At 64.6% G+C, this 26,340-nt stretch carries 21 protein-coding genes, 1 pseudogene and 2 riboswitches; of the genes and pseudogenes, 4 read left to right on the top strand and 18 right to left on the bottom strand.

All coding sequences use genetic code 11. The features are described 5' to 3' along the window. Positions 1 to 18: 18 nt before the first annotated feature. The 4 genes from atzF to JMF86_RS31035 form a co-directional block, all read right to left on the bottom strand. Positions 19 to 1,890 (bottom strand): allophanate hydrolase, encoded by a 1,872-nt coding sequence (gene atzF / locus JMF86_RS31050; RefSeq protein ID WP_011694943.1) that lies wholly within the window; start codon positions 1,888 to 1,890, stop codon positions 19 to 21. Further along, positions 1,887 to 5,504: an urea carboxylase gene (uca, locus tag JMF86_RS31045; RefSeq protein WP_011549112.1), complete on the bottom strand. Its 3,618-nt coding sequence runs from the start codon at positions 5,502 to 5,504 to the stop codon at positions 1,887 to 1,889. Before uca ends, atzF begins: the two co-directional genes overlap by 4 nt. Before the next feature lie 88 nt (positions 5,505 to 5,592). Beyond that, entirely contained in the window at positions 5,593 to 6,249 is a 657-nt protein-coding gene (locus JMF86_RS31040; protein WP_011549113.1) for an urea amidolyase associated protein UAAP2, read from the bottom strand. An 11-nt stretch (positions 6,250 to 6,260) separates the two neighbouring features. Next, complete coding sequence (locus JMF86_RS31035; RefSeq protein WP_011549114.1) at positions 6,261 to 7,016, bottom strand: urea amidolyase associated protein UAAP1; 756 nt, start codon at positions 7,014 to 7,016, stop codon at positions 6,261 to 6,263. A gap of 57 nt (positions 7,017 to 7,073) precedes the next feature. Continuing rightward, a riboswitch (guanidine-I (ykkC/yxkD leader) is annotated at positions 7,074 to 7,205 on the bottom strand. Between the two features lie 432 nt (positions 7,206 to 7,637). Beyond that, positions 7,638 to 7,762: riboswitch (guanidine-I (ykkC/yxkD leader) on the top strand. 139 nt (positions 7,763 to 7,901) lie between these two features. Here JMF86_RS31035 and JMF86_RS31030 point away from each other — a divergent pair. Further along, positions 7,902 to 8,924 (top strand): ABC transporter substrate-binding protein, encoded by a 1,023-nt coding sequence (locus JMF86_RS31030; protein ID WP_011549116.1) that lies wholly within the window; start codon positions 7,902 to 7,904, stop codon positions 8,922 to 8,924. 147 nt (positions 8,925 to 9,071) lie between these two features. Here JMF86_RS31030 and JMF86_RS31025 read toward each other — a convergent pair whose 3' ends face one another. The 7 genes from JMF86_RS31025 to JMF86_RS30995 all read right to left on the bottom strand — a co-directional run bounded on the left by JMF86_RS31025 (position 9,072) and on the right by JMF86_RS30995 (position 14,741). Next, a complete protein-coding gene (locus tag JMF86_RS31025; RefSeq protein ID WP_078041971.1) occupies positions 9,072 to 9,872 on the bottom strand; it encodes a phosphodiesterase in 801 nt (266 codons plus the stop codon). A 294-nt stretch (positions 9,873 to 10,166) separates the two neighbouring features. Beyond that, on the bottom strand, positions 10,167 to 10,742 hold the full coding sequence (locus tag JMF86_RS31020) for a GNAT family N-acetyltransferase (RefSeq protein ID WP_011549118.1): 576 nt from the start codon (positions 10,740 to 10,742) through the stop codon (positions 10,167 to 10,169). A gap of 266 nt (positions 10,743 to 11,008) precedes the next feature. Beyond that, entirely contained in the window at positions 11,009 to 11,494 is a 486-nt protein-coding gene (locus JMF86_RS31015; protein ID WP_227745890.1) for a GNAT family N-acetyltransferase, read from the bottom strand. A gap of 141 nt (positions 11,495 to 11,635) precedes the next feature. Further along, complete coding sequence (locus JMF86_RS31010; RefSeq protein WP_011694945.1) at positions 11,636 to 12,067, bottom strand: NUDIX domain-containing protein; 432 nt, start codon at positions 12,065 to 12,067, stop codon at positions 11,636 to 11,638. Between the two features lie 279 nt (positions 12,068 to 12,346). Further along, positions 12,347 to 12,874, bottom strand: a complete 528-nt coding sequence (locus JMF86_RS31005) for a 2'-5' RNA ligase family protein (protein WP_078041965.1) — start codon at positions 12,872 to 12,874, stop codon at positions 12,347 to 12,349. 79 nt (positions 12,875 to 12,953) lie between these two features. After that, positions 12,954 to 13,520: a nucleotidyltransferase family protein gene (locus JMF86_RS31000; protein WP_082409482.1), complete on the bottom strand. Its 567-nt coding sequence runs from the start codon at positions 13,518 to 13,520 to the stop codon at positions 12,954 to 12,956. A gap of 258 nt (positions 13,521 to 13,778) precedes the next feature. Further along, the gene (locus JMF86_RS30995) at positions 13,779 to 14,741 is read right to left on the bottom strand and encodes a LysR family transcriptional regulator (RefSeq protein ID WP_011549123.1); all 963 of its coding nucleotides are present in this window, start codon (positions 14,739 to 14,741) and stop codon (positions 13,779 to 13,781) included. An 814-nt stretch (positions 14,742 to 15,555) separates the two neighbouring features. Between JMF86_RS30995 and JMF86_RS30990 the strand changes: the two genes are divergently transcribed. Beyond that, complete coding sequence (locus JMF86_RS30990; RefSeq protein ID WP_011549124.1) at positions 15,556 to 15,789, top strand: hypothetical protein; 234 nt, start codon at positions 15,556 to 15,558, stop codon at positions 15,787 to 15,789. A 138-nt stretch (positions 15,790 to 15,927) separates the two neighbouring features. Here the strand turns inward: JMF86_RS30990 and JMF86_RS30985 are convergent. Continuing rightward, positions 15,928 to 17,038: pseudogene (locus tag JMF86_RS30985) on the bottom strand (ATP-binding protein). A gap of 395 nt (positions 17,039 to 17,433) precedes the next feature. Here JMF86_RS30985 and JMF86_RS30980 point away from each other — a divergent pair. Next, positions 17,434 to 18,549: an alpha/beta fold hydrolase gene (locus tag JMF86_RS30980; RefSeq protein ID WP_041489517.1), complete on the top strand. Its 1,116-nt coding sequence runs from the start codon at positions 17,434 to 17,436 to the stop codon at positions 18,547 to 18,549. 47 nt (positions 18,550 to 18,596) lie between these two features. Here JMF86_RS30980 and JMF86_RS30975 read toward each other — a convergent pair whose 3' ends face one another. From JMF86_RS30975 to JMF86_RS30950, 6 genes are all read right to left on the bottom strand, one after another. Next, positions 18,597 to 20,366, bottom strand: coding sequence for a histidine kinase (locus tag JMF86_RS30975; protein WP_041489518.1), 1,770 nt, complete (start codon positions 20,364 to 20,366; stop codon positions 18,597 to 18,599). Between the two features lie 83 nt (positions 20,367 to 20,449). Continuing rightward, positions 20,450 to 21,868 carry an HD domain-containing phosphohydrolase gene (locus JMF86_RS30970; protein WP_011549127.1) on the bottom strand — a complete coding sequence of 473 codons (1,419 nt, stop codon included), beginning with the start codon at positions 21,866 to 21,868 and terminating at the stop codon, positions 20,450 to 20,452. A 121-nt stretch (positions 21,869 to 21,989) separates the two neighbouring features. After that, positions 21,990 to 22,445 carry a GNAT family N-acetyltransferase gene (locus JMF86_RS30965; RefSeq protein ID WP_011549128.1) on the bottom strand — a complete coding sequence of 152 codons (456 nt, stop codon included), beginning with the start codon at positions 22,443 to 22,445 and terminating at the stop codon, positions 21,990 to 21,992. 257 nt (positions 22,446 to 22,702) lie between these two features. Continuing rightward, positions 22,703 to 23,107, bottom strand: a complete 405-nt coding sequence (locus tag JMF86_RS30960; protein WP_011549129.1) for a hypothetical protein — start codon at positions 23,105 to 23,107, stop codon at positions 22,703 to 22,705. Positions 23,108 to 23,277: 170 nt separating this feature from the next. Beyond that, entirely contained in the window at positions 23,278 to 24,516 is a 1,239-nt protein-coding gene (locus JMF86_RS30955) for a dicarboxylate/amino acid:cation symporter (RefSeq protein WP_063828185.1), read from the bottom strand. Further along, a complete protein-coding gene (locus tag JMF86_RS30950; RefSeq protein WP_011549131.1) occupies positions 24,500 to 25,162 on the bottom strand; it encodes a GntR family transcriptional regulator in 663 nt (220 codons plus the stop codon). Before JMF86_RS30950 ends, JMF86_RS30955 begins: the two co-directional genes overlap by 17 nt. A gap of 150 nt (positions 25,163 to 25,312) precedes the next feature. On the opposite strand from JMF86_RS30950, the gene JMF86_RS30945 reads away from it, so the two are divergent. Beyond that, positions 25,313 to 25,777 (top strand): GNAT family N-acetyltransferase, encoded by a 465-nt coding sequence (locus JMF86_RS30945; protein WP_011549132.1) that lies wholly within the window; start codon positions 25,313 to 25,315, stop codon positions 25,775 to 25,777. Positions 25,778 to 26,340 lie beyond the last annotated feature (563 nt).

Raw genomic sequence — 26,340 nt, 5'->3', positions numbered from 1 at the left:
CATCGCGCGACCGTGCGTTCATTGCAATGCGCCGCTGGCGGCCTGCGCGCGGTAAGCGCGCCAGCCGCCGAAGCGCGTGATGTCCTGCGCATCGTCGAGCGCCACGCTTTCGCACAGGAAGCCCTGCACGCGCGCACCGTCGGCGAGGGTCAGCGTGCCGATGCCGAGCGGCGCCGCGATACCGGCGACGAAGCTGCCGTACGCGTCGACCGGCATCTCCCAGACCTCGACCGCGATCGGCGCGCCATCGTTCGGCACACGCACGAGCCCCGGTTTGGCGACACCGCCGCTTGCTTCCGCGGACAGCGCGTAGAGGCGATAGGCCGGCGCGGTGGTGGTCGCGGTGACGAATCGCGCGCCGCGCTGCGTGAGCTGCCCGTTCAACGGTTCGCCGCGCAGATGCGCGCCGACGACGGCCACGCGCACGACCCCCGCGGCGGCGGCACGCGCCGACATCGCGGCCGCGGGCGGCCGAACGTCGTCGACGGCGGCGGCGCCATCGCCCCACGCCTGTGCGAGATCCAGCAGCCGCGCATCGTCGTGCGCACGCCCGACGAACGTGATCCCGAACGGCAAGCCCGCATGCGGCCCGGTCGAGCACGTGCCCGCCGGCACCGCGATCGCTGACAGGTCGAGCAGGTTCACGAAGTTCGTGTAGTAGCCGAAGCGCGAATTGATCGCGATCGGATCGGCTTCGAGCGCATCGACGGTCGCGGTCGTCGCCGAGGTCGGCATCACGATCGCGTCGAGGCCGTCCCACGCGCGGGCCGCGTCGACGCGCAGCGCCGCCAGCCGGTCGAAGGCGGCGAACGCGTCGGCGGCGCTGAAGCGCGACGCCCCCCCGACGATTTCGCGGATCACCGGATGCAGCGCATCGGGCTCGCGCGCGGCGAATGCGCCGATCGCGGCCAGCCGCTCGGCGACCCACGGGCCGTCGTACAGCAGCCGCGCGGCGGCCAGGAACGGTTCGAAGTCGATCTCGACGACCTGCGCGCCGGTCGCGCGCAGCCGTTCGAGCGCCGCGCCCCAGGCCGCGCGATACGATGCGTCGCCGAAGAATTCGAGCTGATCGGCACGCGGCGTGCCGAAGCGCAATTGCGCGAGCGGGCGTGCCGGCTGCACACGCAATCCGTCCGCACCCAACAGCGGCTGCCAGGCCCGCCCGTACGGATCGCCGTCCATCACGCCGTGCGCGGCGGCGAACACGGTGCGCGCGTCGTCCGCCGAACGCGCGAACACCGACACGCAATCGAGCGACCGGCAGGCCGGCACCACGCCGAGCGTGCTGAGCACGCCGCGTGTCGGCTTGAGCCCGACGAGCCCGTGGAATGCGGCCGGCACGCGCCCGGAGCCGGCCGTATCGGTGCCGAGCGAGAACGTCGCGACGCCGAGCGCGACGGCCACCGCCGACCCGGAACTCGAGCCACCCGACGCATAGCGCGAGTCGAGCGCATTGCGGCACGCACCGTAAGGCGAGCGCTGCCCCGAGAGCCCGGTCGCGAACTGGTCGAGATTGGTCTTGCCGACGGGAATCGCGCCGGCCGCGATCAACCGCTCGATCACCGGCGCGCTGCGTGCCGGCGTGTATGCGTAGGCGGGGCAGCCTGCCGTCGTCGGGATGCCGGCGAGGTCGATGTTGTCCTTGATCGCGAACGGCACGCCGTACAGCGGCAACGACGCGATGTCGCGTCCGGCCAGCGCGTCGGCATACGACATCATCTCGTCGCGCGTCAGCGGCCTGATCCACGCATGGTGCGGGTCGCCCGCGTCGAAATGCGCGGCGATCGCGTCGACGAGCGCATGCGGCGTCAGGTCGCCCGCCGCATAGCGGGCACGCAGCGCGGCAATCGAGCGCAGCCCGGGCAGAACCGGGCGGTCCGTCGTGCTCATGCGACCTCCTCGGCGGCGCCCGCCTTCATCACCATCAGCCGCTGGCCGGCCACCACCGCCGCGCCTGGCGCGCAATCGATCGTCTCGATCGTGCCGTCTTCCGTTGCCGTCACCGCCACCTCCATCTTCATCGATTCGACGATCGCGACGACCTGCCCTTCGGTCACGCGCTCGCCGGCGTCCACCAGCACCTTCCATACGCTGCCCGACACGTCGGCGGCAATCGCCCGCTGCGTGTCGTCGAGCGCGCCCGCTACCCGGTCCGCTTGCGCGTCGCCCGGCTCCGCGTCGCCGACGTATTCCGCGTGGCCCGCCGCGCGCCAGCGCTCGCGCTCCGCGTCGAACGCGGCCTGCTGCGTCGCCTTGAACGCGGCGATCGACTCCGCCTCGTCGTGCAGGAAGCGGTTGTAGGCGCGCAGATCGAACACCGATTCCTCGATCTTCAGCGTCGCGCGACCCGCGATGAAATCCGCACGCAACGCAGTCAGTTCGGCCTCGCTGACTTCATAGAAGCGGATCTCGTCGAAGAAGCGCAGCAGCCACGGCTTGCCGGCCTCGAATTCACGCGTGGTGCGGTGGCGGTTCCACATCTGCACGGTACGGCCGACGAACTGATAGCCGCCCGGCCCTTCCATCCCGTACACGCACAGGTACGCGCCGCCGATGCCGACCGCGTTCTCCGGCGTCCAGGTGCGCGCGGGGTTGTATTTCGTCGTCACGAGCCGGTGCCGCGGATCGAGCGGCGTCGCGACGGGCGCGCCGAGGTAGACGTCGCCGAGGCCCATCACCAGATAGCGCGCGTCGAACACGATGCGCTTCACGTCGTCGATGCTCGCCAGGCCGTTGATGCGCCGGATGAACTCGATATTGCTCGGGCACCACGGCGCATCGGGCCGCACCGACTGCATGTAGCGCTCGATCGCGACGCGCGTCGACGGGTCGTCCCACGACAGCGGCAGATGCACGATGCGGTTCGGCACACGCAGGTCCGCCACGTCGGCCAGTTCGCGCTCGGCGGCCTGCAGATGCGCGAGCAGCGCGTCGAGCGGCAGCGTCCGCGCGTCGAACTGCACCTGGAGCGAGCGGATGCCAGGCGTCAGGTCGAGCATGCCGGGCAACCGGTGCGCGTCGAGCCAGCCCATCAGGGCGTGCACGCGAAAGCGCAGGTTCAGGTCAAGCACGAGCGGCCCGTATTCGACCAGCACGTTGCGGTCGCCCGAGCGCCGGTAGACGACGCCGATGCCGCCGCCGGCCGACGGGTCGCGATGCAGCACGCAATCGTCGAAGGAGGCGGATGCGCCGGATGCGGCAGCGGCAACGTCACGCGTCGCATCCACGACCGCAGCAGTCGATACCCCGGCCGACACGCCCGCGCGCACGAACTGCACGGTATCGCCCGGCCGCAACTGCCCGAGCTTCCACAACTCGTCGCGCACGACCGTCACCGGGCACACGAAGCCGCCGAGGCTCGGCCCGTCCGGGCCGAGAATCACCGGCATGTCGCCGGTGAAATCGACGGCGCCGATCGCATACGCGTTGTCGTGGATGTTCGATGGATGCAGGCCCGCCTCGCCACCGTCCGCACGCGCCCATTGCGGCTTCGGGCCGATCAGCCGCACGCCGGTGCGGCTGGAGTTGTAATGGACGGTCCACTGTGTGCCGTAGAGCATCGCGATGTCGTCCGGCGTGAAGAAATCCGGTGCGCCATGCGGACCGTCGAGCACGCCGAGCGTCCATGCATGCGTCAGCGCGGGAATCTCGGCCGCGGCCAGCATCGCACCGGCGTCGCCGCGCCCGGCGTCCGCGTGCAGATGCAGCACGTCGCCCTTGCGCAGCGCGCGGCCGGCATGGCCGCCGAACTGGCCGAGCGTGAAGGTCGCCTTGCTGCCGAGATAGTCGGGCACCTGCAGCCCACCCTTGACGGCGAGACACGCGCGCACGCCCGCGCCGGTCACGCCGCCCAGTTTCAATACTGCGCCCGGTCGGGCTCGCACGACCTGCCAGAACGGCACCGCTTCACCGTCGAGCGTGGCCGCGAGCGGCGCGCCGCCGAGCACGAACAGCGTCGCGGTATTGAAGCGCAGCGTCGCGCCGACCATCGTGAATTCCAGCCCGGCCGCGTCGCGCGCGTTGCCGAGCAGCGCGTTCGCGAGATCGAATGCGCGATCGTCCATCGGCCCCGACGGCGGCACGCCGACGCTCCAGTAGCCGACGCGCCCGGGCGCCTGCTGCACGGTGGTCTGCACGCCGCCGTCGAGCACGTCGATCGTGTGCGGCGCGAACGCGAAGCGCGACAGGAAGGCAGTGGTCGGCGCGCCGCGCGCGAACGTGTCGGAGCCGACGACGGCACGCAGGTAGTCGAGGTTGGTCTCGATCCCGTACAGCTCGGTCTGGTCGAGCGCGGCCCGCAGCGCGGCCAGCGCGTCGCGCCGCGTGTCGCCGCGCACGATCAGCTTCGCGAGCAGCGGATCGTAATGCGCGCTGATCTCCGTGCCTGCCTCGATCCAGCCGTCGACCCGCACGTCGTCGGGAAACGCAACGTGCGTGAGCAGCCCGGCGCTCGGCTGGAACTGCTTGTTCGGGTCCTCCGCATAGAGCCGCACCTGGATGCTCGCGCCGCGCGGTACGACGGCGAGCGTGTCGAGCGGCGGCAGGTCGCCTTCGGCCTGCAGGATCATCCATTCCACGAGATCGACGCCCGTCACGGCCTCGGTCACGCAATGCTCGACCTGCAGCCGCGTGTTCACCTCGAGGAAATAGAATTGCCGCGTGCTCGCGTCGAACACGAATTCGACCGTGCCGGCCGACGCGTAGCCCACCGCGCGCGCGAGCCGCACCGCGCTCGCGTGCAGCGCGTCGCGCTCGGCGGCGCTCAGGTCGGGCGCGGGCGTTTCCTCGATCACCTTCTGGTTACGCCGCTGCACCGAGCAATCGCGTTCGCCGAGCGCGATCGCGCCGCCGCGGCCGTCGCCGAAGATCTGCACTTCGATGTGCCGCGCGTGTTCGACGAACTTCTCGAGATAGACACCCGCATGCGCGAAGTTCGCGGCGCCGAGCCGCACGACGGATTCGAACGCTGCGCCGAGCTGCGCCGCATCGCGGCACAGCGACATGCCGATGCCGCCGCCGCCCGCGGTGCTTTTCAGCATCACCGGATAGCCGATCGCGTCGGCTTCGGCGAGCGCCGTCGCGACGTCGTCGAGCAGCCCGGTGCCGGGCAGCAGCGCGACGCCGTGCGCGGCCGCGAGTTCGCGCGCGGTGTGCTTGAGGCCGAACGCGCGCATGTGATCGCCGCGCGGCCCGATGAAGCGCAGGCCCGCCGCTTCGCACGCGTCGGCGAAGCCAGCGTGCTCGGACAGGAAACCGTAGCCGGGATGCACGGCCTGCGCGCCGGTTTCGCGCGCGGCGGCGAGGATCGCCGCGACGTTCAGATAGCTGTCGGCCGCCGGGGCGGGCCCGACCCGCACGGCTTCATCGGCGAGCGCTACGTGGCGCGCGTCGCGGTCGGCATCCGAATAGATCGCGACCGACGCGATGCCGAGGCGCTTCAGCGTGCGGATCACGCGGCACGCAATTTCGCCGCGGTTCGCGACGAGGACTTTGGCGAATCTCATGTTGCCTCCCGCAGCGAACGTGTCGGCCCGGAGTAGCGCTTCAGCGCGTACTCCGGCCCCATGCAAAGCAAGCGAGCGTGGAGGCCGTTCATTCCGCCTCCCAGATCATGAGGCGCACGGGCGTCGGGTTGTAGCCGTTGCACGGATTGTTGAGTTGCGGGCAGTTCGAGATCAGCACCGTGACGTCCATCTCCGCACGCATCTCGACGTACTTGCCGGGCGCCGAGATGCCGTCCTCGAACGTGAGCCCGCCGAGCGGCGTGACGGGCACGTTCATGAAGAAGTTGACGTTGCCGACCAGGTCGCGCTTGGTAAGCCGCGCGCCGGCGCCGCACGTGCAGTGCGAGATCGCGTTGAGGAAGCTGTCGCGGCAGTTGTGCATGTAGCGCTTGTCGAGCGCATAGCGCACCGTGTTGCTCTCGGCCGCGCACGCGCCGCCGAGCGTGTCGTGACGGCCGCACGTATCGGCGACGATCGTCGCCATCGGGTTGCCGCGGCTCGACATGAGCACGCTGCCGGCGCTCAGGTACAGGTTGCGCTGCGAGCGGATCGTGTCCTGCGCGCTGTAGCGCTCTTCGGGATCGTCGGTGCGGTAGAACAGCGTGTCGACGGCCTGGTTGCCTTCGAGGTCGAGAATGCGGAAGGTCTGCCCGCGCTTCAGGTCGTGCAGCCACGGGTCGCCCGCGCTCAGCGTGACGTCGTGGATCGCGTCGCGCGGGTCGAGACGGCTTTCGATGATCGGCATGGTCTCGCTCCTCATGCGAACAGACGGTCGGTGTTGGCGAAGCCGCGCATGTTCTCCGCGCATGCGCGCCGGCACGGGTCGTCGTCGGGCGCCGCGCCGTCGGCCGGATACGCGCGGTACGCGATCAGCTTCACGGCTTTCGGCGCATAGTCCGGGCGCGGATCGAGCGGATGCGGCGCGGTCGAGAACGCCGCGAGCGTGTTCATCTCGAAGCGCAGGTCGAACGCGCTGCCGGCCGGCGAATGTCCGGCGACGAACTCGAGCGCGCCGTCGTCGCGTGCATCCAGCTTGCTGAAGAAGTTGACGTTCGCGGCGAGGTCGCGCGCCGACAGTCCGTATTTGGCGAGTTCGAGCACGAGGCTGTCGCGGCCGTTGCGGATCATTGCGTTGCGATCGGCCTGGTACGACGACGTGCCGTACTTGTGCGCGAACAGCCGCGCATCGCCGACGCCGCCGAGCGGGTCGTGCCAGCCGAGCGTGTCGGCCGTGATCGACGCGATCACGCGGCCCATGTCCGTATACAGCGCATGGCCGCGCGTCAGATGCGCGGTGTGCTGCGCCTTCAGCGTGTCGGCCATGTTGTAGCGTTCGAGCAGGTCTTCCTGGCGATGAAAGACAGCGGACAGGTTCGCGCCGCCGTCGACGTCGACGATGCGCAGCGCGAGGCCGCGGCGCAGGATGCCGGACCAGTGGGTTCCGGCGGGAATCAGCGTTTCCCACGCGACGTGCGGCGGCGGGGCAAGAATGGCTTGGGGGCTCGGCGACATGGCGGCTCCGGGATCGGTTGGACAAAAGGCGTGAGAGGGCGACCGAACGACATCGCGACCTCCCGGGCTTTTATCCCTCCGTGGAGCCTCGCCGTTTCCTCTCGTCGAGGCGAAGGCAAGACCGGATTGCTCTCGGACCAGGCATCGCGCGGCACACGCCGCACGACCGGAACCCTAGCGATCCTGAAGATGATGCAAATTGCTTCGCACCTCTCGGGCATCGAATAAGCGAGTTGCGTGCCAGCCGCCGCTCGATGACCGCACGACGCGGCCCGGCGGCGCGATGCCGCGCGACATCCGAATGACCGACGCATTCGCTTGCCCTCGCGGCGGGCGCGCGGCGCACCATGCGCACGCAAGCGCGCACCGGTGCAGTGCGCGTCGCGTGCTCGCCCACCGGCCGATGCGTGATGGCATGGGCATTGCTGAACCCATGCACCGTCACCTCATATCCGATCCTTCATGAACAAGCTCGACCTGCTCCGGCGCGTACTGCACGCGCTGTTCGCCGCCCGCTTCATCGAACTTCAGCGCGCCACCCGCCGCCGTTGAATCGCCTTGCCGCGCGCCGTTGGCACGCTTCTCGCTCGGCATGACGCCGAGAGGTGCGGCGGCGTCGCATCTTAGGGGTGCTAGGGTTCCGGTTCATCATCGAACGTCTGGTCCAAGAGCAGCCCGGCGCGAGTTCGTCCGGTCGCAAGACCGGATGCACGCGTGCTACACGGCGGGACAAAAGCCCGGGAGATTGGCGATGGCAACGGCCGTCGCGCCTCTCCGTGGCCGCTCGTCCGTTCCGCATCCGCAGGAACCGGTCACGCAGCCGGACCATGTGCTCGCGCACGGTCCGTATCGACGATCCCGATCCCGGTCTCCTGGAGAACAACGATGACCCGTCCCGCCCCGGCGCTTCGCCACCTGCCGTCCTTCCGTTTCATCCGTCATGCATTGGGCGCCGCCGTCGCGGCCGCCACGCTATGGGCGGCGCCTGCCGTGCACGCTGCCGCACCGCTGAAGATCGGCTACAGCGACTGGCCCGGCTGGGTCGCGTTTCAGGTCGCGCTCGACAAGGGCTGGTTCAAGGAGGCCGGCGTCGACGTCGATTTCGAATGGTTCGATTATTCGGCGTCGCTCGACGCGTTTTCCGCGGGCAAGCTCGATGCGGTCGCGGCGACCAACGGCGATGCGCTGGTAACGGGCGCGTCCGGCGCGAAGAACGTGATGATCCTGCTGACCGACTACTCGGCCGGCAACGACATGATCGTCGCGAAGCCGCCGCTGCGCACCGTCGAGGCGCTGAAGGGCAAGAAAATCGGCGTCGAGCTCGGCCTGGTCGACCATCTGCTGCTCGAAACCGCGCTGCAGAAGCACGGACTCAAGGACGGCGACGTCACGCTCGTGAATGCGAAAACCAACGAGCTGCCGCAGGTACTCGGTTCGTCGGCCGACATCGCCGCGGTGGCCGCATGGCAGCCGAACGCCGGCGAGGCGTTGAAGCGCGCGCCGGGCGCACGGGCGATCTTCACGTCGGCGGATGCGCCGGGGCTGATCTACGATGCGATCACTGTCGCGCCGGCGAGTCTCGCCGCGCGTCGCGCCGACTGGGCGAAGGTGATCAAGGTCTGGTATCGCTGCGTCGCGTACATCAACGATCCGAAGACGCAGGCCGATGCGGTCAAGATCATGTCGGCGCGTGTCGGGCTCGCGCCGGCGCAATATCTTCCGCTGCTGAAGGGCACGCATCTGCTCGACGAGGCGGCCGCGAAGCGTGCGTTCCGCAAGGGCGACGGGCTCGATTCGATCTACGGCTCGACGCGCAACGCGAATGCGTTCAACGTGCGTAACGCCGTGTACAAGCAGTCGCAGGACGTCGACGCGTATATCGATCCGCGGCTCGTCGATGCGCATTGAGGGCGGAAAGCCTGCCGGCGCGGCAATGCGCTGCGCCGGTGGGCGACTCTGATGAGCTCACGTGCTCCGAGGTCGCAAGCGGTCATTGCCCGTCCATGCCGTGCCGATGCCTCGTACGTCATCGACCGCCATGTGTTGACGGGGCGCTTACGCGAAAGGGAACGGGCCCTCGAAGTGCCCCACGTAACACAAGTGGGAAACCGCTGGCTGACCTCGACCTGCCCAGCGATGCAGCATGTATGCAGGGGGTTCGAGAAAGGAAGCGGGCTGCGCGTCCGCTTCAACGCGCAGCGCAATCTGAGTGGTCGTGCTCGGGCAGGTGAGTACCGGAACGCGTCCAAGACGTGTCTGCATCGACCGGTGGACGTGCCCGGCAAGAATGCGATCTACGTTGTCGTGGCGCGCCAGAACCGCGGCAAAGGCCTCGGCATTTCGCAATCCGTAGATGTCCAGATAAGGAATGCCGGTCATGAACGGTGGATGGTGCATGACGATAACCACGGTCCGATTGCGATGCTCGGCAAGTTCAGTGTCGAGCCACGCCAGGGTTTCGGCGTCCAGGTCACCGTGATGTAGCCCTGGAACGGAGGTGTCCAACGCCACGAGGCGTAGTTCGCCCACGTCCAGCGCGAACGAGAGTGCGCCCTCGTCCGGAAGCCACGCGTGATCCGGGAACGCGGCTCGCAGATTGCCACGGTCGTCGTGATTGCCCGGCAGAACCACGAACGGTCGCCTCAACTCCACGAGCAGTTCACGAAGTTTTCGATACTCGTCTTCGGTGCCCTCGTCCGTCAGGTCGCCGGAGATGACGACCAGGTCTGGCTCAGGTCGAATGCGGTTCAGCGAATCGACGGCCGCCGAAAACATGACGTTGGAATCCACGGCGTCTTGATACAGGACGCCGTGAGGCCGGACATGAATATCGGAAAGTTGTGCGATGACCGTCACTCGGCGCTCCATCGGTTTTGACCCGCCCGTACATCGATCGAGAGGATTTTAGGCCGGACAAAATTCGCCCATCGACAGAAGCTTTCGGTGACAACGGTCGGGCGCCATGCGCGCTCAATCGTGCGTCAGCGTGGCTGATTCGGGATGACAAGTAGACGCACACGCCGGGTGGCGAAGCACGAAAGGCGGCTTCTGGCCGAACGCGGCCGGCCGCCGCCCCGTGACGCGCGACCGGCGCAGATCGACCCGGTACGGTCAGCTCATGCGGCGAAGCTGAGGGCTTTGACCAGCTCGTTAGCCACGACGTAGGCAATCAGAACGTAACAACGAAAACTGCAGGAGATCATGATAGGCACCACGCCAGTACCCGGCTTGACGCTGATACCCTTCACGGACAAAGCCCAGCGTCTCCAGCACTTGTATAGAGGATGCGTTCTGAGGGTGGACCTGGGCTTCGATACGGTTTATCTGCATCGTGTCGAAACCGTAATCGATCGCGGCAGAAAGCGCTTCGTTCATGTATCCCTTGCCACGCGCAAACGTAGCTAGCTCATAGCCAACGGCGCAGCTTCGCCAATTTCGATTCCATCGGAAGAGGCCGCACGTACCAAGTAAATGGCCGTCCGAAAGTCTCTCGACAGCCCAACGGACGCCAGAGCCACTGCGCCGCCAGTCGGCAAATACCTGAATCAACTTGTCAGCCTCGCCTATATCGGTCATCGGATCGGTACCGAACCAGCGCATACCCTCAGCGTCACCGTGCATCGCGAACAGCGATGGTGCGTCGCTGGGCAAAAGCTCCCGCAATGACAGCCGGGAAGTTGTCAGCGTTGGGAAGGTGCTTTCCGTTTCGCCCCGATTGATGGACACCAGCGCCCCCTGTGTCGATGTTTCACTTGGTTTCAATAGATTGTCGCCGATTCAGTCCCGCCGATCCAATGTCCGGTGTTGGGTGCGGATTCAACTCGACGCGATGGGCTACCGCCGACCCACACGAGACAGTCACATGGTCCGAAAGCGGCCCCTCATGAAGGTGGCAACGTCCGCATCCTGATGCCCGAAGCTTCGCGGAAGTTGTTCGGGTACTCGGGGCACTCGCTTGTGGTTGCGCCTGTGAATACGCGTGGCCCTGAGCGCTAGTCCGAACGGGATGTCGCCCTGGCGGTAGCACGCCGCACCGCCGGTTTCGTGGCGAGTTCATCCAGTGTGGTGGAGAATTCGAAGCCCTTTTCGTTTTCACGAGTCACCACAAACCCAAGCTTGCGATGGAACGCGATAGACAACCGGTTGGTCTTGTAGACATGGCTTCGTAGCTCACCGATCCGTCGTTCGCTCGCCAGCGTCGCAATCTTCGCGAACAGTTCATTTACTACGGTATACGTCCGATGCAAGGGATGAGTACCAAACGCACCAACGAACCAGCACGCTCCTGCTTCCGGCCGAAGCATTGCATAAGCCACGAGTTTGCCGTCCCGTCGCACGTAGCACAGCTCATTGATCTCCAAGGATTTGCACAATTTCGCCCGATGCTCGTCTACGTCGAAGGCGTCGCCGGCTCGCTCAGTGTGCTCACGTAACGTCAGTACATCAAGTGCGAGAAGTTCGTCAACAGAAGGTGACATAGGTGGAGGTAAGGACGATGGAGAAGCGCACTGCAACAATACTTCGGATCAAAACTTTCGCGAATTCATACTGCCTCGCTGACTGACCGCTTCTGGCCGAATCTGGCAGCACGTGAAACCGCAACGGCATCCGCTGTGATCTTAGAAAGGGAGAAACAAGTCGTCCTTCGGATACGGGAGCGCCAGTTCCGGCATGTCATGCCTTCCAAAATATCGAGTTGACGTGGTTTCAGGATCGCTTGGTATCCCTGAGCCATCAATGATTTTGCATTGGAACAAAGTCACTACGTATTCGACGCGGTCGCCACTTGGATACGTGTATCGAAACAGTCGTCCGCCAAACACGCCGAGAATGCCGTGAATGCGGATTACATATCCGGTTTCCTCCATGACCTCGCGGAAGATGGCCTCTTGCGGGCTTTCGCCCAGTTCAACTCCACCAGCGGGAAGACTCCACGCCTCTCCAGACGACTTCTCCTGAAGCAGCAATTTGCCTTCATGGTCGTGAATCACAGCTGCAACGGACGGACTCAAAATCAGATCGCTTCCAACCTTCTTTCTCAGCCGACTCATGTAGCTTTCGTTATCGATCTGCAGTGACACCTTCCCCCCACAATGAGATTGGGCCGGTCCGATTGTCTGGGATCCCAGCAACTTTGTCGAATGTCTCAAAATGGCCGCCTCGCGCCCGACGCATGAGCGCGACGAACATCGCTGGGCGGCCGCGCGATGCAACAGGCGTAACACGACCCGGAGCGGACGGTCGGTTTTCTAGAAAGCGGCCATTCGTTTCAGGTGGGCCAGACGCCTAGTGCCATGGAACTGTCCATACCGGACTGCGGTCGATCGTCACTATACGCAGACATTTGGAAGATCAATCAGGTGCATCTTCCTCCAGCGACCCGACGAGTTTTCCAGCAGAGCGACCGAGCTACAGCACGTCCGAATCGCGTCCCGCGCAGACAGACGATGCTCGAGCTCGACGGCAGCCAAATGCGCTGTCGCAGCATCGCCATGCGCGACAGTCAGATGCGGAACGATGCCATCGTGTGCGCCACCATAGGGACGAAACATGGGGAAGCGCTCGACCAACGCAGCCGTCAAGGCGACGAACGGTTCTGGCGGATCGGGAGCAAGATAAGTGGTGACCGCAAACCGCTCGACCTTCCTCAACATAAATTCGAACGGTTGCACAACACTCAACGCGCTTTGCGCCTGACGAAGGACATCGGGCGTAATTTCGTCAGGCGGCATGAAGGGAAACAGAACCGTGATATGCGCCGGCACGCCGAGATCAGAGGTAGCATCAAACCGGCTCCGAAGGTCGGCTACTGTTGATTCGGCTGCGGGAACATCAACGACGAACGCTGTTGTGGGCATTCGGGAATCCTCTCGCGTCGATTGACCATCTATGGTCGATTTCCGTCGGTAACACGCCCCTTGACTGCCTGCGGCATTTCTAAACGATGATGGTCACACGGGGCCAGCGGTCCTTGTATCTTTTCTGCTGGATTCGCCGAAGATAGGTATCAATGCTGACACGCGCAGGATTGCGTCGTACCACCATGGAAAAAAGGTCGTCGAGTCCGTATGGTGCGCAGACATCAATTGTCCCGTCACCGAGCAAAGTCAATCCTACCGTCGTCGCGTACTCCGGCCACGACGCAACGGCTTGGGTCAGTGAACTGAAGGGGGGCACCGGATGCCCAAAGGCGCTCTCGAACCAGAGATGAACAGCGGCCTGATTCGTGACCTCCCACGGAATTTCGGGACATTGCGCCGTGAGGCTGTGCTGGATTTCGGCATCGCGAATCGACGACAAATCGGACGGGTCGAAATAGGCCAAATCGACGTCGGCTGGGCGTGTCGGAGTCACATATCCGTGAAGCGAGCCCCAGACCAAATTACGAATGGCCCCTGCGCCAATGCACCAGGATTTCAGGCCCATTGCACGTGCGGCCGACAGCGCAGACATACACCAAGACGACTGGCGGGCTATTTCGACTAATCTTTCGTTGAGATTCATCGCGGGTCTACGTGCCTAAACGAGCAGAACGGCTGATTGTCACCAAATCCGGCCGCACCGTCGAGTGACCGAAACTGGCCGAACATGGCCGGCCAATGCTCTGCAATGTGCGACCATCGCAGTTCGATCCGCTGCAGCCATTGGATGCCTCGGCAACTCAACGGCAAGGTTCAGTGCCAAGCTGATCTTCGGCTGTCCAACTGCATGCACCGGCGAAGATCCTCGGACATTAGCACTGATGGGCTGTTACGCCGCGCTTTAGTAACGGACTGCGCAAGTGGCCGTCCCGGGCTGCCCTTTACTCTCTTGACGCGGCGTCAAGAGCCGTTCAAGCAGATCGGTGCTGTCTAGTTGCGCAATCCACCAGTTTAAAGCGTTCCCTACCTTGTCCTCGCGCCAAGCGAGGTAGCCATTCGTGAACTCGCGCACACCCACAATGCGACGCGCGACCAGCCTGCCTTCGTGTATCGGTTCTTTCGCTACGAAATCAGGCAGCATCCCGACAGCGATACCTTCACACAGTGCTTGCAGTTTAGCTGCGAGCGTCGGCACGATGACCAGTGGCTGTCCGTCACGGGTGGCCACAGATTGCCGTTGCAGTTCGCGAGAAGTGTCACTGATGACAACACCTCGATATCCTGCGATCGTTTCGCTCTCCAACGGCTCGGGGATGCGGGCGAGTGGATGGTCCGGAGCCACGACAAAAACGTGCCGGAGGGTTCCGATTGGCCGGGCCGCAATATTGGCGGCATGCGGCGGCTCGCCGAACGCCCCTATCGCGAGATCGGCACGCCGCGTAACCAGGGCATCCCACACGCCCCCAAGCACCTCGGTGGAAAGACTTAGCTGGGTATTCATCTCCAGGTCGTAGAAGGCATGGACATACGGCCACAAGGACTGGATTGGCAAGATTGCATCGACGCATAGTCGAAGCTCCGATTCCCAACTGTCTCGAATGCCTTTTGCTTTGGCCTCCAGGTGTCGAGCCGCGTCTAAAAGTCGACGCCCATCTTCCACAACAGCACGACCCGCTTCCGTGAGTCTCGTCCGTCTGCCGCTGCGATCGAACAGTTCGACATCCATGTCGCTTTCCAGCTTTTGCACAAGGTAAGTGAGCGTGGACGGAACTCTATGCAACAACTCGGCCGCCTCGGCGAATGTACCGGTCCGGTCAATTGCATCCAAAACTTCGAGAACTTCAAATGACAGCTTGGTCGCCATACAGCATCCTTGGATACTTCTATCGTTCACAGGCTTCACCGCGACGGCCGAGCGGCTTTGCCGCAGCAACGCTTCCATGCGGTTGCCCAACCTTTCGGGACTCGCTCGGATGCTGATCAAATGGACAAAGGCGATGTCGTCCCTGACTCGGATGCTCTCGTTGACCGCCTCCGGCCACTCGATGGTCATTGCGGCAAGAGTCTAGGGTACACGCTGCCGTTTGTCTGCTCGTGGCGTGACGCACAGTCAGCCAGGCGCATGATTCTGCTCGCGTCAATTTAGTTGTCGCCCGCCAGCGCAGCCACGGGCCGTTTATCGGTAGCGGCGAGCGGCGACCGAGTCGCATTCCGGGTCAAGCGCCACGGCATCGACCGGTGTCCGGTGTGCGTGTCCCAAGACGATCGGACACGCCCATATTCGCGCCTTCGCGTTCAGGGCGTGGCGTGCCGCGACGGATACGATTGGCACGCGTGTGTCCTTTGGCAAGGTACAGTCGACGTTCGAATGGCTGCTTGAGAGCGATTGCCTACGACTGTCGAGGCCGACTGCTGCCCGACATGGGCGGCAACAGCCGACCCAGGACGGCCCTTCAGACTTATCCAAAGCGGCCAATCGTTGTGACCTGCGGCGGGATTTTATAGCCTCGCTCGATGAGTATCTTGGCCTCGGCGCGACTGCGGAATCATTCCCGATTAAATCGCTTCTCCCGCAGCGTGCCGTTGGAACCTTCAACGGAGTCGTTCTGCCAAGGGCGGCAAGAACGGACACAGCGTGTACGATCTGGTCTTCAAGAAAACCATCCAAGGAGAGAGGAATGAATCCGGAACAGGCCCGAGCCGAAGAAACCCAGGCGATGGAGCGCATGGTGGCCGCCACGCTGCGCGTGCAGAGTACGTTCGCCTCGATGCAGAAGCAATTTCCGCCGCAAGGCAGCGGCGAGCCTTCGCCGTTCGCGCTGCAAACCTTTGATGCCGCCCTGCAGGAACTTGAAGACGCACAGGCCGCGTTCGATGCGCTGCTGAACGATCTGATCGACGGTAACCGCTAAAGGCTACGCCCTTATCCGCACCGATTGCCGACGATCTAAAAAGCTGTGTCGGACGGCCGTTCGTGGCCGGTAGCGGCCTCTCGCCACCGCCGACCGCAAGCCCGACGGCGAATCATCCCCCGGCCCGCGCTCCCCGCTTCATACACCTCTCGGCAGCCGCACCGCGAACACGGTTTCCGTCTGATCGGACCGCGCGTCGATCCGGCCGCGATGCGCCTTGGCGATTTCCCGCGCGATGAACAAGCCGAGCCCCAAGCCGGCATCGTCACCCTTCCTTCCCTGACGCGCTTCCCCGCGCTCGAGCGGATCGAAAATGCGGTCGAGCGTGCGCGGATCGATCGCTGGCCCGCTGTTGCCGACCTCGACGAACACTTCATCGCCGGTCGTCGTGGCCACCACCCGCACCGGTGTATCGCGCGCGCCATACTTGATGGCATTGCTCACCAGGTTGCTCAGCAACTGCTGCATTCGCTGGTCGTCCCACTCACCCCGGAGATCGCCGCGCATATCGACGGTAATTTCGCGATCCGGATGACCGGCCCGCAACTCGTCCACCACATTGTCGAGCACATGTGCGAGATCGATATTGCGGGGAACGACGTTGATGCCCAGCCCGAGCTGGGTGCGATTGAAATCGCAGAGGTCATCGAGAAGGCCCTGCATGCGGCCGCCGCTTCTGATCAGCCGAGCGGCGGCCTCCGATACTTCCTCACCCGCATTGAGGGCGGCAAGATACGACGCCGTGAGCTGGATGGTCTGCAGCGGCGTGCGCATGTCGTGACTCAGCATGCCGAGAAGCAGGTTGCGCGCCTGTTCGACCTGTTCGGTAAAAAAAGAGACTGATTCGGCCAGCGCTTGATCGATCGCTTCGTTGAACCGGATCATGTCGTCCATGTCAGGCGCCCCCGGCTGACACGCGTCGATCCACAGCCGCAGCACACTGGCACGCAGCGCCCGATACTCGGCTGCCAGCTGGTTGATGTTGAAGCCCCGCCGGGCGCGCAGAACGGCATGCGTCTGGGCGGCCGTCTCGCTGGCGTTCGCCGGCTCGGGGGCGCGCCCCAGCGATTTTTCGTGTTGCGCTTCCCGCGTTTGCGGGGTCGCGATGTCCTTGGCGACGGCGGTCAGGATCTCGCGCGCGTGGTCGCGTAGCCCCTGCGAGTTCATGTGCCTCGCGGCCGGTAACAACGGCTTCCCACTGCACCAGGATCGTTTCCATGTTCCGTACGATGAAATCAGCAAGACGCATATCGCCCCTCACAACGGAATGAACGTTGGACGCTTCTGTCGAACCGCACGATATCACTGAATAACGGCGTTATCCGACGATTCGATCGCCGCCGTCGTCATTTCCGACTGCGCGGGCGGTGAACGCCCGGCGGCCAGGGCCCGGCGGACCGGACGATTCCGGATGCACCATGGTCCTTTTCAGGGCCGAAGTAGGCTTCGATTCGCACGCCCGTCACGTCGGGCGGCTAGCATCGCCGATAATCGATGCGCGTCACCCCCGTTCCGCCGGGCGCCGCCTTTCGGTTGCCGCGGCACCGGCAGCACGAACCTTGCTTCGCGCCCGTTCGACTTCCATCCGACGGTGGAGTCGGCCGCCTCTTCCCGTCACGGCCGGCCGCCGGCACGAAACTGCACATGCCCAGGAAGAAATCCAGCCTCTGGCTGCGGCATCTCGAACTGTTTTCCATCGCGACCGGTGCGCGGCCGAAGAAGCGCGCCGGCAAGCCGCGACCGGCCGCCCCAAAAGCCGCCAAGAAGGTCGTTCAACGCACCATCAAGCCGGCCGTCGCCGCCCCTGCCGCCAAACGAACGGGCGCCGCGCCCGCCGCACGCGCGCCATCGGTCGAGCCGCCCGGCACCTGGCTGCGCTCGTTTCATTCCGCCGGCCCGAGCGCCGGCCGGCTCGTGAACCATCTTGCGTACGCGCTGTATCTTCCCGCCGCACCTGCCAAAACAGCGGGCATGCCGGCGGTCGTCATGCTGCACGGCTGCAAGCAGACCGCCGAATCGTTCGCCGCGGGCACGCGCATCTGCCGTCTGGCCGAGCGCGCGGGGTTCGCCGTGCTGTTTCCCGAACAGGCCAAGACGACCCATGCGCACCGCTGCTGGCACTGGCATGGCGACGCGACCGAGTCCGAAGCCGCGGCCGTCGCGTCGCTGGTCGACGCCATCGTGCGGCGCCACGGCTTCGATCGCGACCGGATCTACGTGGCCGGCCTGTCCGCCGGCGCCGGGCTCGCCGCGGCGCTGGCGCTCCGGTATCCCGACCGTTTCGCGGCCGTCGGCCTGCACTCCGGCCCGGCCATCGCGCCGCCGTCGTCGACGATGGCCGCGATGAGCCTGATGCGTCGCGGGCTCCGCGACGATCCGGTCGCCGCGCTCGACGCGTGCGCCGACGTCGCGTCCTATCCCGGCATGCCGGCCCTCGTCATCCATGGCGCGCTCGATACGGTCGTGACCGACCGGAACGCGACGCAGCTCGGCATCGCGTTCGCGCGGCTCAACCGGCTCGTCGACGAACACGGGGCGATCCGCATCGGCGAGCAACGCAGCTACGCGCAGGACGATGCGGACTACATCGATTATCTGAAGGGCGGCCGGCTGGTCGTCAGGGTGTGCATCGTCCGCCGGCTGCCGCATGCGTGGAGCGGCGGAGACCCGAGCGAGCCGTTCCATTCCGCCAAGGGGCCGGACGCGACCGCGATGTTCTGGCATTTCTTTCGTCGTCAGCGCCGCAAGCGATTGGCGTGACGCACGACGCTCGCAGCGGCCGCTCGCGAGCGTCCGCCGTCATGACGTCATGCCCGCTGCTCCAGCGCTGCCGCGCTCGCGCGGTCGCCGGCACGCCGAACCGGCAACCGTATCCGGAAGGTCGTGCCGCGCCCCGGCTCGCTGGTCACGTCGATGGTGCCGCGATGACGCTCGACGATGCCGTGCGATACCGACAGCCCGAGCCCCGTGCCCTGCCCGACCGGTTTCGTCGTGAAGAACGGATCGAAGATCCGCCGGACGACGTCGGGCGTCATGCCGGCGCCGGTATCGCTGATCGCGATCGACACCTGATCGCCGTCGCTCGACGTACGGATCGTGATCACGCCGCGCTCCGGAATCGCCTGCGCCGCGTTGACCAGCAGGTTCATGAAGACCTGGTTCAATTGCGACGGCAGGCATTCGACGTGCGGGACGTCGCCGTAATCGCGCACGATGTCGGCCTTGTACTTGAGCTCGTTGTGGACGACGTTGAGCGTGCTCTCGAGGCCCGCATGCAGATCGACCACGCTCCATTCGTCGCTGGCCGGGCGGGAAAAATCGCGCAGGTCCTGCACGATGCGCCGCACGCGCAGCGCGCCGTCGATCGACTCGTCGATCAGCATCGCGATCTCGTCGCGGACGTAGTCGAGATCCACCGCGCGGTGCACGGCCGTCAACGCGTCGCGGGTGGCCGGATCGAGCTGCGGCAGCGCGGCTTCATGCGCGGCGACCACGTCGAGCAGGCTGCGCACCCACGTCTTCAACGTATTGAGGTTCGCGCTGACGAAGCCGATCGGATTGTTGATCTCGTGCGCGACGCCGGCGGCGAGCTGGCCGATCGACGCGAGTTTTTCCGACTGCAGCAACTGCTCGTGGGTTTCCTCGAGCGCATGCAGCAGGCGCCGCTGTTCGTCCTTCTCCTGTTCGAGCAGCGCGTGCGCGGCCTTGCGCTCGTCGATCTCGGCCGCCATGTTCTCGCGCGTGCGTTGCAGCATCCGTGTCGTTTGCTCGTAGCTGTACAGCGCGCGTTCGAGTTCGCCGGTTCGCACCCGCACGAGCCGTTCGAGCGTGTCGGTCATCCCGCGCAGGAAAGTTGTGCGCGCATCGAAACGGCACACCAGCAGCGTGACGACCAGCGTCGCCATCGTAAACAACGCGACGGTGGTCGCGAGCCACGGCGCGTCGACGCCGTTCGCGGCGCCGCACCGCGCATCCGGCGCGAAATGCGCGGCCGCCATCGCCGTGTAGTGCATGCCGGTAATCGCGAGGCCCATGATGACGGCCGCGCCGATACGTTGCGCGGTCGCGTGGCGCGCCTGCTGCATGCGCAACGCCTGTGCAATCCACAACGCGGCCGTCGATGCGATCACCGCGATGCCGATCGACGCGGCGAACAGCGCGGCATCGTAGCGAATGCCGGGCTGCATGTGCATCGCGGCCATCCCCGTGTAGTGCATGCCGGCGATCCCGCCGCCCATCAGCACACCGCCCATGCACAGCCGCCGCCAGCCCAGCCGTGCGCGCGTGACGACGTTCAGCGCGAAATACGATACGAGCACCGCGATCGCCAGCGACGCGCCCGTTTCCTGCCACGCATAGCCGAGCGGCACCGGCAACGAAAACGCGAGCATGCCGACGAAATGCATCGACCAGATTCCGGTGCCCATCGCCGCCGCGCCGCCGCCGAGCCACGCGCGCTTGAGCTTCGGATCGTCGAGCAGCGAGATGAACGCGGCGAGGTCGAGCGTCGTATACGACGCCAGCGTCGCGATCGCGAGCGACAGCACGACGAGCGGAAGGTTGTAGATGCCATGCATGATCGGGCGCCCGCAACGGGTTGAGTGCATCGCCGCGGCGGGGGCAAGCGCCCGTCCCGCGGCCATCAGGCCGACGTTCGATGTCAGGCCGGCGGCACGCCTGCGTTGGGTGCATGCGCCTGTGCAGCCGGCCCGGCCAGCACGAGAATGTCGAACGGCGTGCCCTCCCGCGTTTCGAAGCGACGCACGAGCTCGATCTGATGCGCGGACATCACGCTGCCTTTCGTCATCAGCAACACGCCGCGATGCGTGCGCAGATCGTCGGCAAGCTCCATCCCTTCGCGCAGTTGCGCCGACCGGATTTCCGCGACGGACGCCGCGATGCCGAGGCTCGCCGGGTCCCGCATCAACTCGATGAAGCCTGCAACCAGTTGCGGGTCGTAACGCACGCTCGCCTGCGAGCGCAACACGTCGATCGCCTGCTCGATCGAATGCGGCGCACCGATTTCGCCGTGGCGCAACCCTTCGAAGTCGCGCGCGATCGCGACGATCCGCGACCCGATCGGGATCGCATCGCCGACCAGCCCGTCCGGCGTGCCGCGGCCGTTGAAGCGCTCGTACTGGTGCAGCACGATCGATGCAACCTTGTGCAACTGGGCGACCGGCGTCAGCACCATCTGCGCACGCAACGGATGCTCCTGAAACACGCGATGCTCGTCCGTCGTCATCCGCGCGAGCGGCTTGTGCAGCAATTCGTCCGGCAGCGACAGCTTGCCGATGCCGTGCAACAGCCCCGCGAAGTAGACGTCCTGCGCATGCAGTTCGCTCATCCCCGACGCCAGCGCGAGCCGGCGCGCGATCTCGCCCACCCGCATCGCGTGCCCGCTCGCGGCCCCGCAGCGCAGCTCGATCATGCTTGCGCACACCTGAACCATCGCCGTGAAACTACTTTTCAGGTCGCTTTGCGCCGCTTCGAGAAACATCACCGTCTGGCCGAGTTCCTCGGTGCGTGCGCGAACCTGCGTTTCGAGGTCCGTATTGAAACGGCGCAGTGCTTCGTTCTGCGCCTCCGTCAGCGCCGCCAGCCGGGCCGCTTCGCGACGCAGACGGCGCTGTTCCAGCGCCTGCTCGATGGTCAGCAGCAGGTCGTGATCGTCCCACGGCTTGTTCAGGTAGCGATACACGCCGCCTTCGTTGACGGCCTGCACGACCGACGCGAGCTCCGCATAGCCGGTCAGCAAGATGCGCATCGTGTCCGGGTACAGCGCCCGTGCACGCGCCAGGAATTCCGCGCCGCTCATGTGCGGCATCCGCATGTCGGACACGATCAGGTCGATGTCGGTCGACGCCAGGATCTCGAGCGCCGTCTCGCCACTGTCGGCAGTCACGATGTCGTAGCCGGCGGGCCGGAATACGCGCCGGAGCGCCGACACCACGTTCGGTTCGTCGTCGACCAGCAGGATCGACGGGACGCGGGGCACTTCAACGGATGCGGATGCGGCTGCGGTGTCGGACGTTTCGGGCGCCACGGCATTCACGCCGTTTGTTGCAGATGTCGTCATAATCGGCCTCGGATCAATTATTTACGCCCTCTCTGCAACATCGGCCGACGCCGCGTTTTCCACATGGGTGAAAACGCTAATACGTGCGTGCCGATTTCAACCGGAATGCATCACGCGAACGCTACGTCGCTGCCGTGCCCGGTTCGCGCCGATAGTAGATGTCCCATTCCGCTTCATCGGTTCGCACGAAGCCGTGCCGTTCGTAGAAGCGGTTCGAGTCGCTGCCGCGCAATGCGCCGACGCGAACGGGCATCCGTCGTTCGTCGGCGGCAGCAAATATCTCGCGCAGCACGGCGGCGCCAATACCCTTGCCCTGATGCGCGGGCACGATATACAGGTGGTCGAGCAACCAGTGATCCGCCATCGGGCGGAGCGTATAGAAACCCGCACGCGAATGGCCGGCTTCGATGAAGCGGCAGAGCGCCGGGTCGAACGACGCGAGAAACCGGTCGCGCGCACGCTGCGGATCGAAACGGCCGATGCGCTCGAGGCTGTCGCGCATCGCGGCGATGCGGATCGCGACGAGGGCGTCGGCGTCGGCTTGCGTGACGGGGAGGAAGGTCAGGGTCGTTGTCATCGAGCGGCGGGATTCGTGCGGGAGCGCGTACCCGGCGTGGCGCGGCGGCGCCAGCCGGGTTTCGACGGGGACTTCGGTGCAGCACGTCACGCCCCCGATCCGTGAGCATGACGCAAGCGAGCCGATGCAATCGGCTCAAGGAATAAAAAGCGCTGGCCGATGCCCTGGCCAGCAAAACGGTTCTGGCGATCCGAGGTTGGTGTGTGCCAGAACCACATGCATTGAACGGCGTACGCCCGACAATCTGTGATCGCAGTTTAGGCCAGGCTAAGCGATGCGATCAGGTCTGCGCCCGCGCCCGTCGACCTGAACGCATCGTCGGGCTTCGGTACTTCCCATGTTGCGATCATCTCGTCAGTCGGAAGATAGTCGGGATCGGCCGACGCGACGCCAACCCACACGCCTTGGGATACCTGCCTGCCATGGAGATAAAAGTGCAGCTCCCGGCCAGCGCGTTCGCACGTACACCTGATTCGCTCCACCGACTGACCCAGTCTTCTGATCCGCGCGACCTGGTTGCGATCCAGTTCGAACATGGCACTCATCACGCCGTCGCAATCGCCGATGCCGAGCATGTTGCTGTCGTCAGTGAATGCCCACGAAGGATGCGGCGTGCCTAGGCGCAGCATGAAAAAAGCTGCGGACTCTGAACCAATCATCATGTTTCTCCGGCAAAAAATACGTCGCTCCACCCACTGAAACTTGATAAGAACGTACGTTCATCCCATCCTGCTTTTCCCGCCTGCCTCAAGGTTCGAATAGACGTACGCCAGCGCCTGATAATGGGCAGGCGCGACATTGAAACGCGCACCGCCCGTCGCTTCCGAAGCCCCTACACGCTTGCCTGCCGGGGTACGGTTTCCGCGGCGATACTGTCTGAACCGGACAGCCTCACCGCAACTGCGGCGGCGGCCGTGCTCCCGTAGACGTTCAGGGCGGTCCGCCCCATGTCGAAAAAGGCATCGACGCCCAGCAGCAGCAGCACCGCATCGGCCGGCAACCCGATCGACGTGAGAACGATGGTGATGGCGACGATCGCCCCGGAGGGCACATTGGCCGCGCCGTCGATGGTGATGATCGTCAAGATCAGGATCGTGATCACCAGCGGCCAGGACCAGACGAGATGATAGGCATCGGCCAGGTAGCCGACCGCAAGGGCCGTGTAAAGTACCGCGCCGTCGCGATTGAAAATGTAGGCCAGCGGCAAGATCGTGGACGCCACGCCGTAGGGCACGCCCAATTCAACCAGCTTCTTCAGGTGCAACGGGTAGGTAATTTCGGACGAACGCGTCGTGAAACCCAGGATCAGCGGCTCCTTCACCTTCCTGAGAACGGCGAGCGGCGACTGACCGGCGACGCGAATGACGATGGTGAGGACGACCGCCAGAATCGCCATGCCGAGATAGGCGACGCCCAGAAGCTCGACAAGCGAGTGCGCGCCGGTGAACCCCTTGGCCGACAACAGCTGCGCGATCGCGGCAAAGATCGCGAGCGGCGACCATGCGATCACCCACTGGACCATCTTGAACAATCCCGACAGCAGCGCCTCGAAAACGGCAATCGCGGGCTCGGCACGCTCCGGCGCGGCCGCCAGGGCCGCCCCGAAAATCACCCCGAAAACCAGCACGGGGAGCGAATTCCCCGCGGCGAGCGCAGCGACGATGTTGGCGGGGATCAGATCGACGAGGAATTTCGTCCAGTCGATACTGGACGCAAGCGCGGCGGGCATCGATCCGGACTGAACCATGCTCGCCCCGAGACCCGGTCGAAATGCAAAGTTGAGCAGCAGGCCAAGCGAGGCGGCCAGACCCGTCATCAACACGAAGAAGCCGATACTCGACAGTGCGACCTTGCCGAGCCGCTCGCGAAGCCGGCCCGCACGAAAGACCCCGACCGTGACCGACAGGAAAATCAGCGGCATGACGACCATCTTGATCGCGTGGCCGAACATCGCGCTCAGAAAGCCCAGCTTCGCGGCAAAGCCTGGAGCAAATACGCCGCAAGCGGCGCCCAGGACAAGCCCGCCAAGCATTTGCATCGGGAGGGAAAGCCCTTTATTTTTCGTGTTCATGCCGTGCCTTTAGCAGTTTGATCCGTGCCGGCGTACCGTCAACGATGTGATTCCACATATGCTGACGCGCCAGCTCGCCGTCGTTCGCTTCGATTGCGTGAAAGATGTGCAGGTGTTCGATCGTGCCGCGCCGAACGGTTTCAGCGTCGCCACGCGGGAGTTCGTTCAGGGCCAGGGTCTGGGCTCGCAATAGACCATACGCCGATGAGATACGCACGTTCCGTGCGGCGGCGAACAACTCCTGATGAAACACCCAGCCGATACGTTGCTCGAGCATGATGTCCGCGACGTCCCGGTCAAGCAGTTCCTGCATTTTTGCTGCCGCGTCGCGAAGGCCTGCCGTCACGCCCGACCTCGCTGCAAGAAACGCCGCGGTACTCTCCAGGGCCAGCCGCATTTCGAAAATTTCGCGGAGATCGCTGGTAGTCGGCGACGCAACATAGGTGCCACTCTTTTCGATGACGACGACCAACCCTTCGGATTCGAGCAAATGCAATGCGCTGCGCACGGGCATTTGGCCGAAGCCGAGTTCGTCGGACAGGCCCCGGTGGGATACTTTCTGCCCGGGCGCAAAGCGGCCGTCAAAGATCCTCGCTCGGATCTCCTCGTAGGCAAGCTCTGCATCTGTCGAGACTTTCGACGTCATCTGTGATCGCAGTTAGCGTATGATTGTAAAAGAAGTGACGGATAGGAAATTACCCTTACTGGTAACGCACGGCAACTGCTAATTTTGCGAGTGGGTATACCGAAAGAAAACTGGAAGAAAATCTGCGTCACGAAGAGAGCCGATAATTATATGACTTCACAAGGTGTGCGCTTTACCATCTGTGCCGTCCGTGCGGAAGAAACCTATCCCCTCAGGGCCGCGATCCTGATGGCGGGAGATGAAGAGGGAAGCGCTTTACACGGAGATCACGCGCCAACCACCCTGCATTTTGCCGTTCGTGACAACGACACTATTGTCGCCGTGGCATCCGTATGTAAAGAAGGACAATCCGGCGTGCCGAACGCGGAAGCCTGGCGCCTGCGCGGCATGGCCGTCCATCCGTCGGTCCGCGGTCTGGGGTTCGGCCGTCTGCTGGTCAATCTGTCCATTCGCCACGTGCGCGAACAGCGCGGCACGCTGCTGTGGTGCACGGCACGCGAGTCGGCCTACCAGTTCTATGAAATGCTCGGCTTTAATCGCGATCCGATTCCGATTTCGCTGCATGGCCGCGACGACATGAAATTCTATCTAATGCAGCGCCCGATCGAATGCTGAGTTTCGTCCACGACTGACGTTCGTTCGAACGCAATTCGGGGGCCGATGTCACGCAGTTGGCTACCGGCCCGAAAAACCCGTTCAACCGGCGCCCGCCTGAGCCGGTTCGCCCGCGCGAAGATCGAGATCGCTTGCGGCGCCTTTTCCCCACAGAAGAATCACCCGAAGCTATCCGCCGCTGTATCACATGCGGAAAGCGCTTACGACTTATACGGTCACGCATTAATCAATCGCGCCTTTCATTTCGATTATCGCAATCCGAAAGCAAATGGAACGGTAACCACCGGTACTGCCGGATTGTTGCTCGCGATGGCTGTTCCGTGCAGTCGATTGTCGTCCCCGCACGACCCCACCTGAATTCGCTTGGCGACGTCGGGCGCATCAGCGTGATGACGCGGACTTCGATAACACATCGCCTACGTGCGGGTTCTTATAGGGGAAACCCCGTAAAGCGCGCGGCTATCAAACGAGATTAACTTATACCAAACAAATTTTGACGGGAATTTATGTTCCTGATATGGTTTTTGCACCTGCAAAGTGCGGCCACGCAGGGGGTGCAGAAC

This window comes from Burkholderia sp. E168m15, assembly GCF_016586105.1.
GTDB classification, from domain to species: Bacteria; Pseudomonadota; Gammaproteobacteria; order Burkholderiales; family Burkholderiaceae; genus Burkholderia; species Burkholderia orbicola.
The sequence above is the reverse complement of the archived record's forward strand: the minus strand, read 5'-3'. Positions and strand labels throughout refer to the sequence as shown.

Bases quoted from the DNA above. Each gene is read 5' to 3' on its own strand.
- atzF (WP_011694943.1), bottom strand. From the start codon at position 1,890: ATGAGCACGACGGACCGCCCGGTTCTGCCCGGGCTGCGCTCGATTGCC.
- uca (WP_011549112.1), bottom strand. From the start codon at position 5,504: ATGAGATTCGCCAAAGTCCTCGTCGCGAACCGCGGCGAAATTGCGTGC.
- JMF86_RS31040 (WP_011549113.1), bottom strand. From the start codon at position 6,249: ATGCCGATCATCGAAAGCCGTCTCGACCCGCGCGACGCGATCCACGAC.
- JMF86_RS31035 (WP_011549114.1), bottom strand. From the start codon at position 7,016: ATGTCGCCGAGCCCCCAAGCCATTCTTGCCCCGCCGCCGCACGTCGCG.
- JMF86_RS31030 (WP_011549116.1), top strand. From the start codon at position 7,902: ATGACCCGTCCCGCCCCGGCGCTTCGCCACCTGCCGTCCTTCCGTTTC.
- JMF86_RS31015 (WP_227745890.1), bottom strand. From the start codon at position 11,494: ATGTCACCTTCTGTTGACGAACTTCTCGCACTTGATGTACTGACGTTA.
- JMF86_RS31010 (WP_011694945.1), bottom strand. From the start codon at position 12,067: ATGAGTCGGCTGAGAAAGAAGGTTGGAAGCGATCTGATTTTGAGTCCG.
- JMF86_RS31005 (WP_078041965.1), bottom strand. From the start codon at position 12,874: ATGCCCACAACAGCGTTCGTCGTTGATGTTCCCGCAGCCGAATCAACA.
- JMF86_RS31000 (WP_082409482.1), bottom strand. From the start codon at position 13,520: ATGAATCTCAACGAAAGATTAGTCGAAATAGCCCGCCAGTCGTCTTGG.
- JMF86_RS30995 (WP_011549123.1), bottom strand. From the start codon at position 14,741: ATGGCGACCAAGCTGTCATTTGAAGTTCTCGAAGTTTTGGATGCAATT.
- JMF86_RS30990 (WP_011549124.1), top strand. From the start codon at position 15,556: ATGAATCCGGAACAGGCCCGAGCCGAAGAAACCCAGGCGATGGAGCGC.
- JMF86_RS30980 (WP_041489517.1), top strand. From the start codon at position 17,434: ATGCCCAGGAAGAAATCCAGCCTCTGGCTGCGGCATCTCGAACTGTTT.
- JMF86_RS30975 (WP_041489518.1), bottom strand. From the start codon at position 20,366: ATGCATGGCATCTACAACCTTCCGCTCGTCGTGCTGTCGCTCGCGATC.
- JMF86_RS30970 (WP_011549127.1), bottom strand. From the start codon at position 21,868: ATGACGACATCTGCAACAAACGGCGTGAATGCCGTGGCGCCCGAAACG.
- JMF86_RS30965 (WP_011549128.1), bottom strand. From the start codon at position 22,445: ATGACAACGACCCTGACCTTCCTCCCCGTCACGCAAGCCGACGCCGAC.
- JMF86_RS30960 (WP_011549129.1), bottom strand. From the start codon at position 23,107: ATGATGATTGGTTCAGAGTCCGCAGCTTTTTTCATGCTGCGCCTAGGC.
- JMF86_RS30955 (WP_063828185.1), bottom strand. From the start codon at position 24,516: ATGAACACGAAAAATAAAGGGCTTTCCCTCCCGATGCAAATGCTTGGC.
- JMF86_RS30950 (WP_011549131.1), bottom strand. From the start codon at position 25,162: ATGACGTCGAAAGTCTCGACAGATGCAGAGCTTGCCTACGAGGAGATC.
- JMF86_RS30945 (WP_011549132.1), top strand. From the start codon at position 25,313: ATGACTTCACAAGGTGTGCGCTTTACCATCTGTGCCGTCCGTGCGGAA.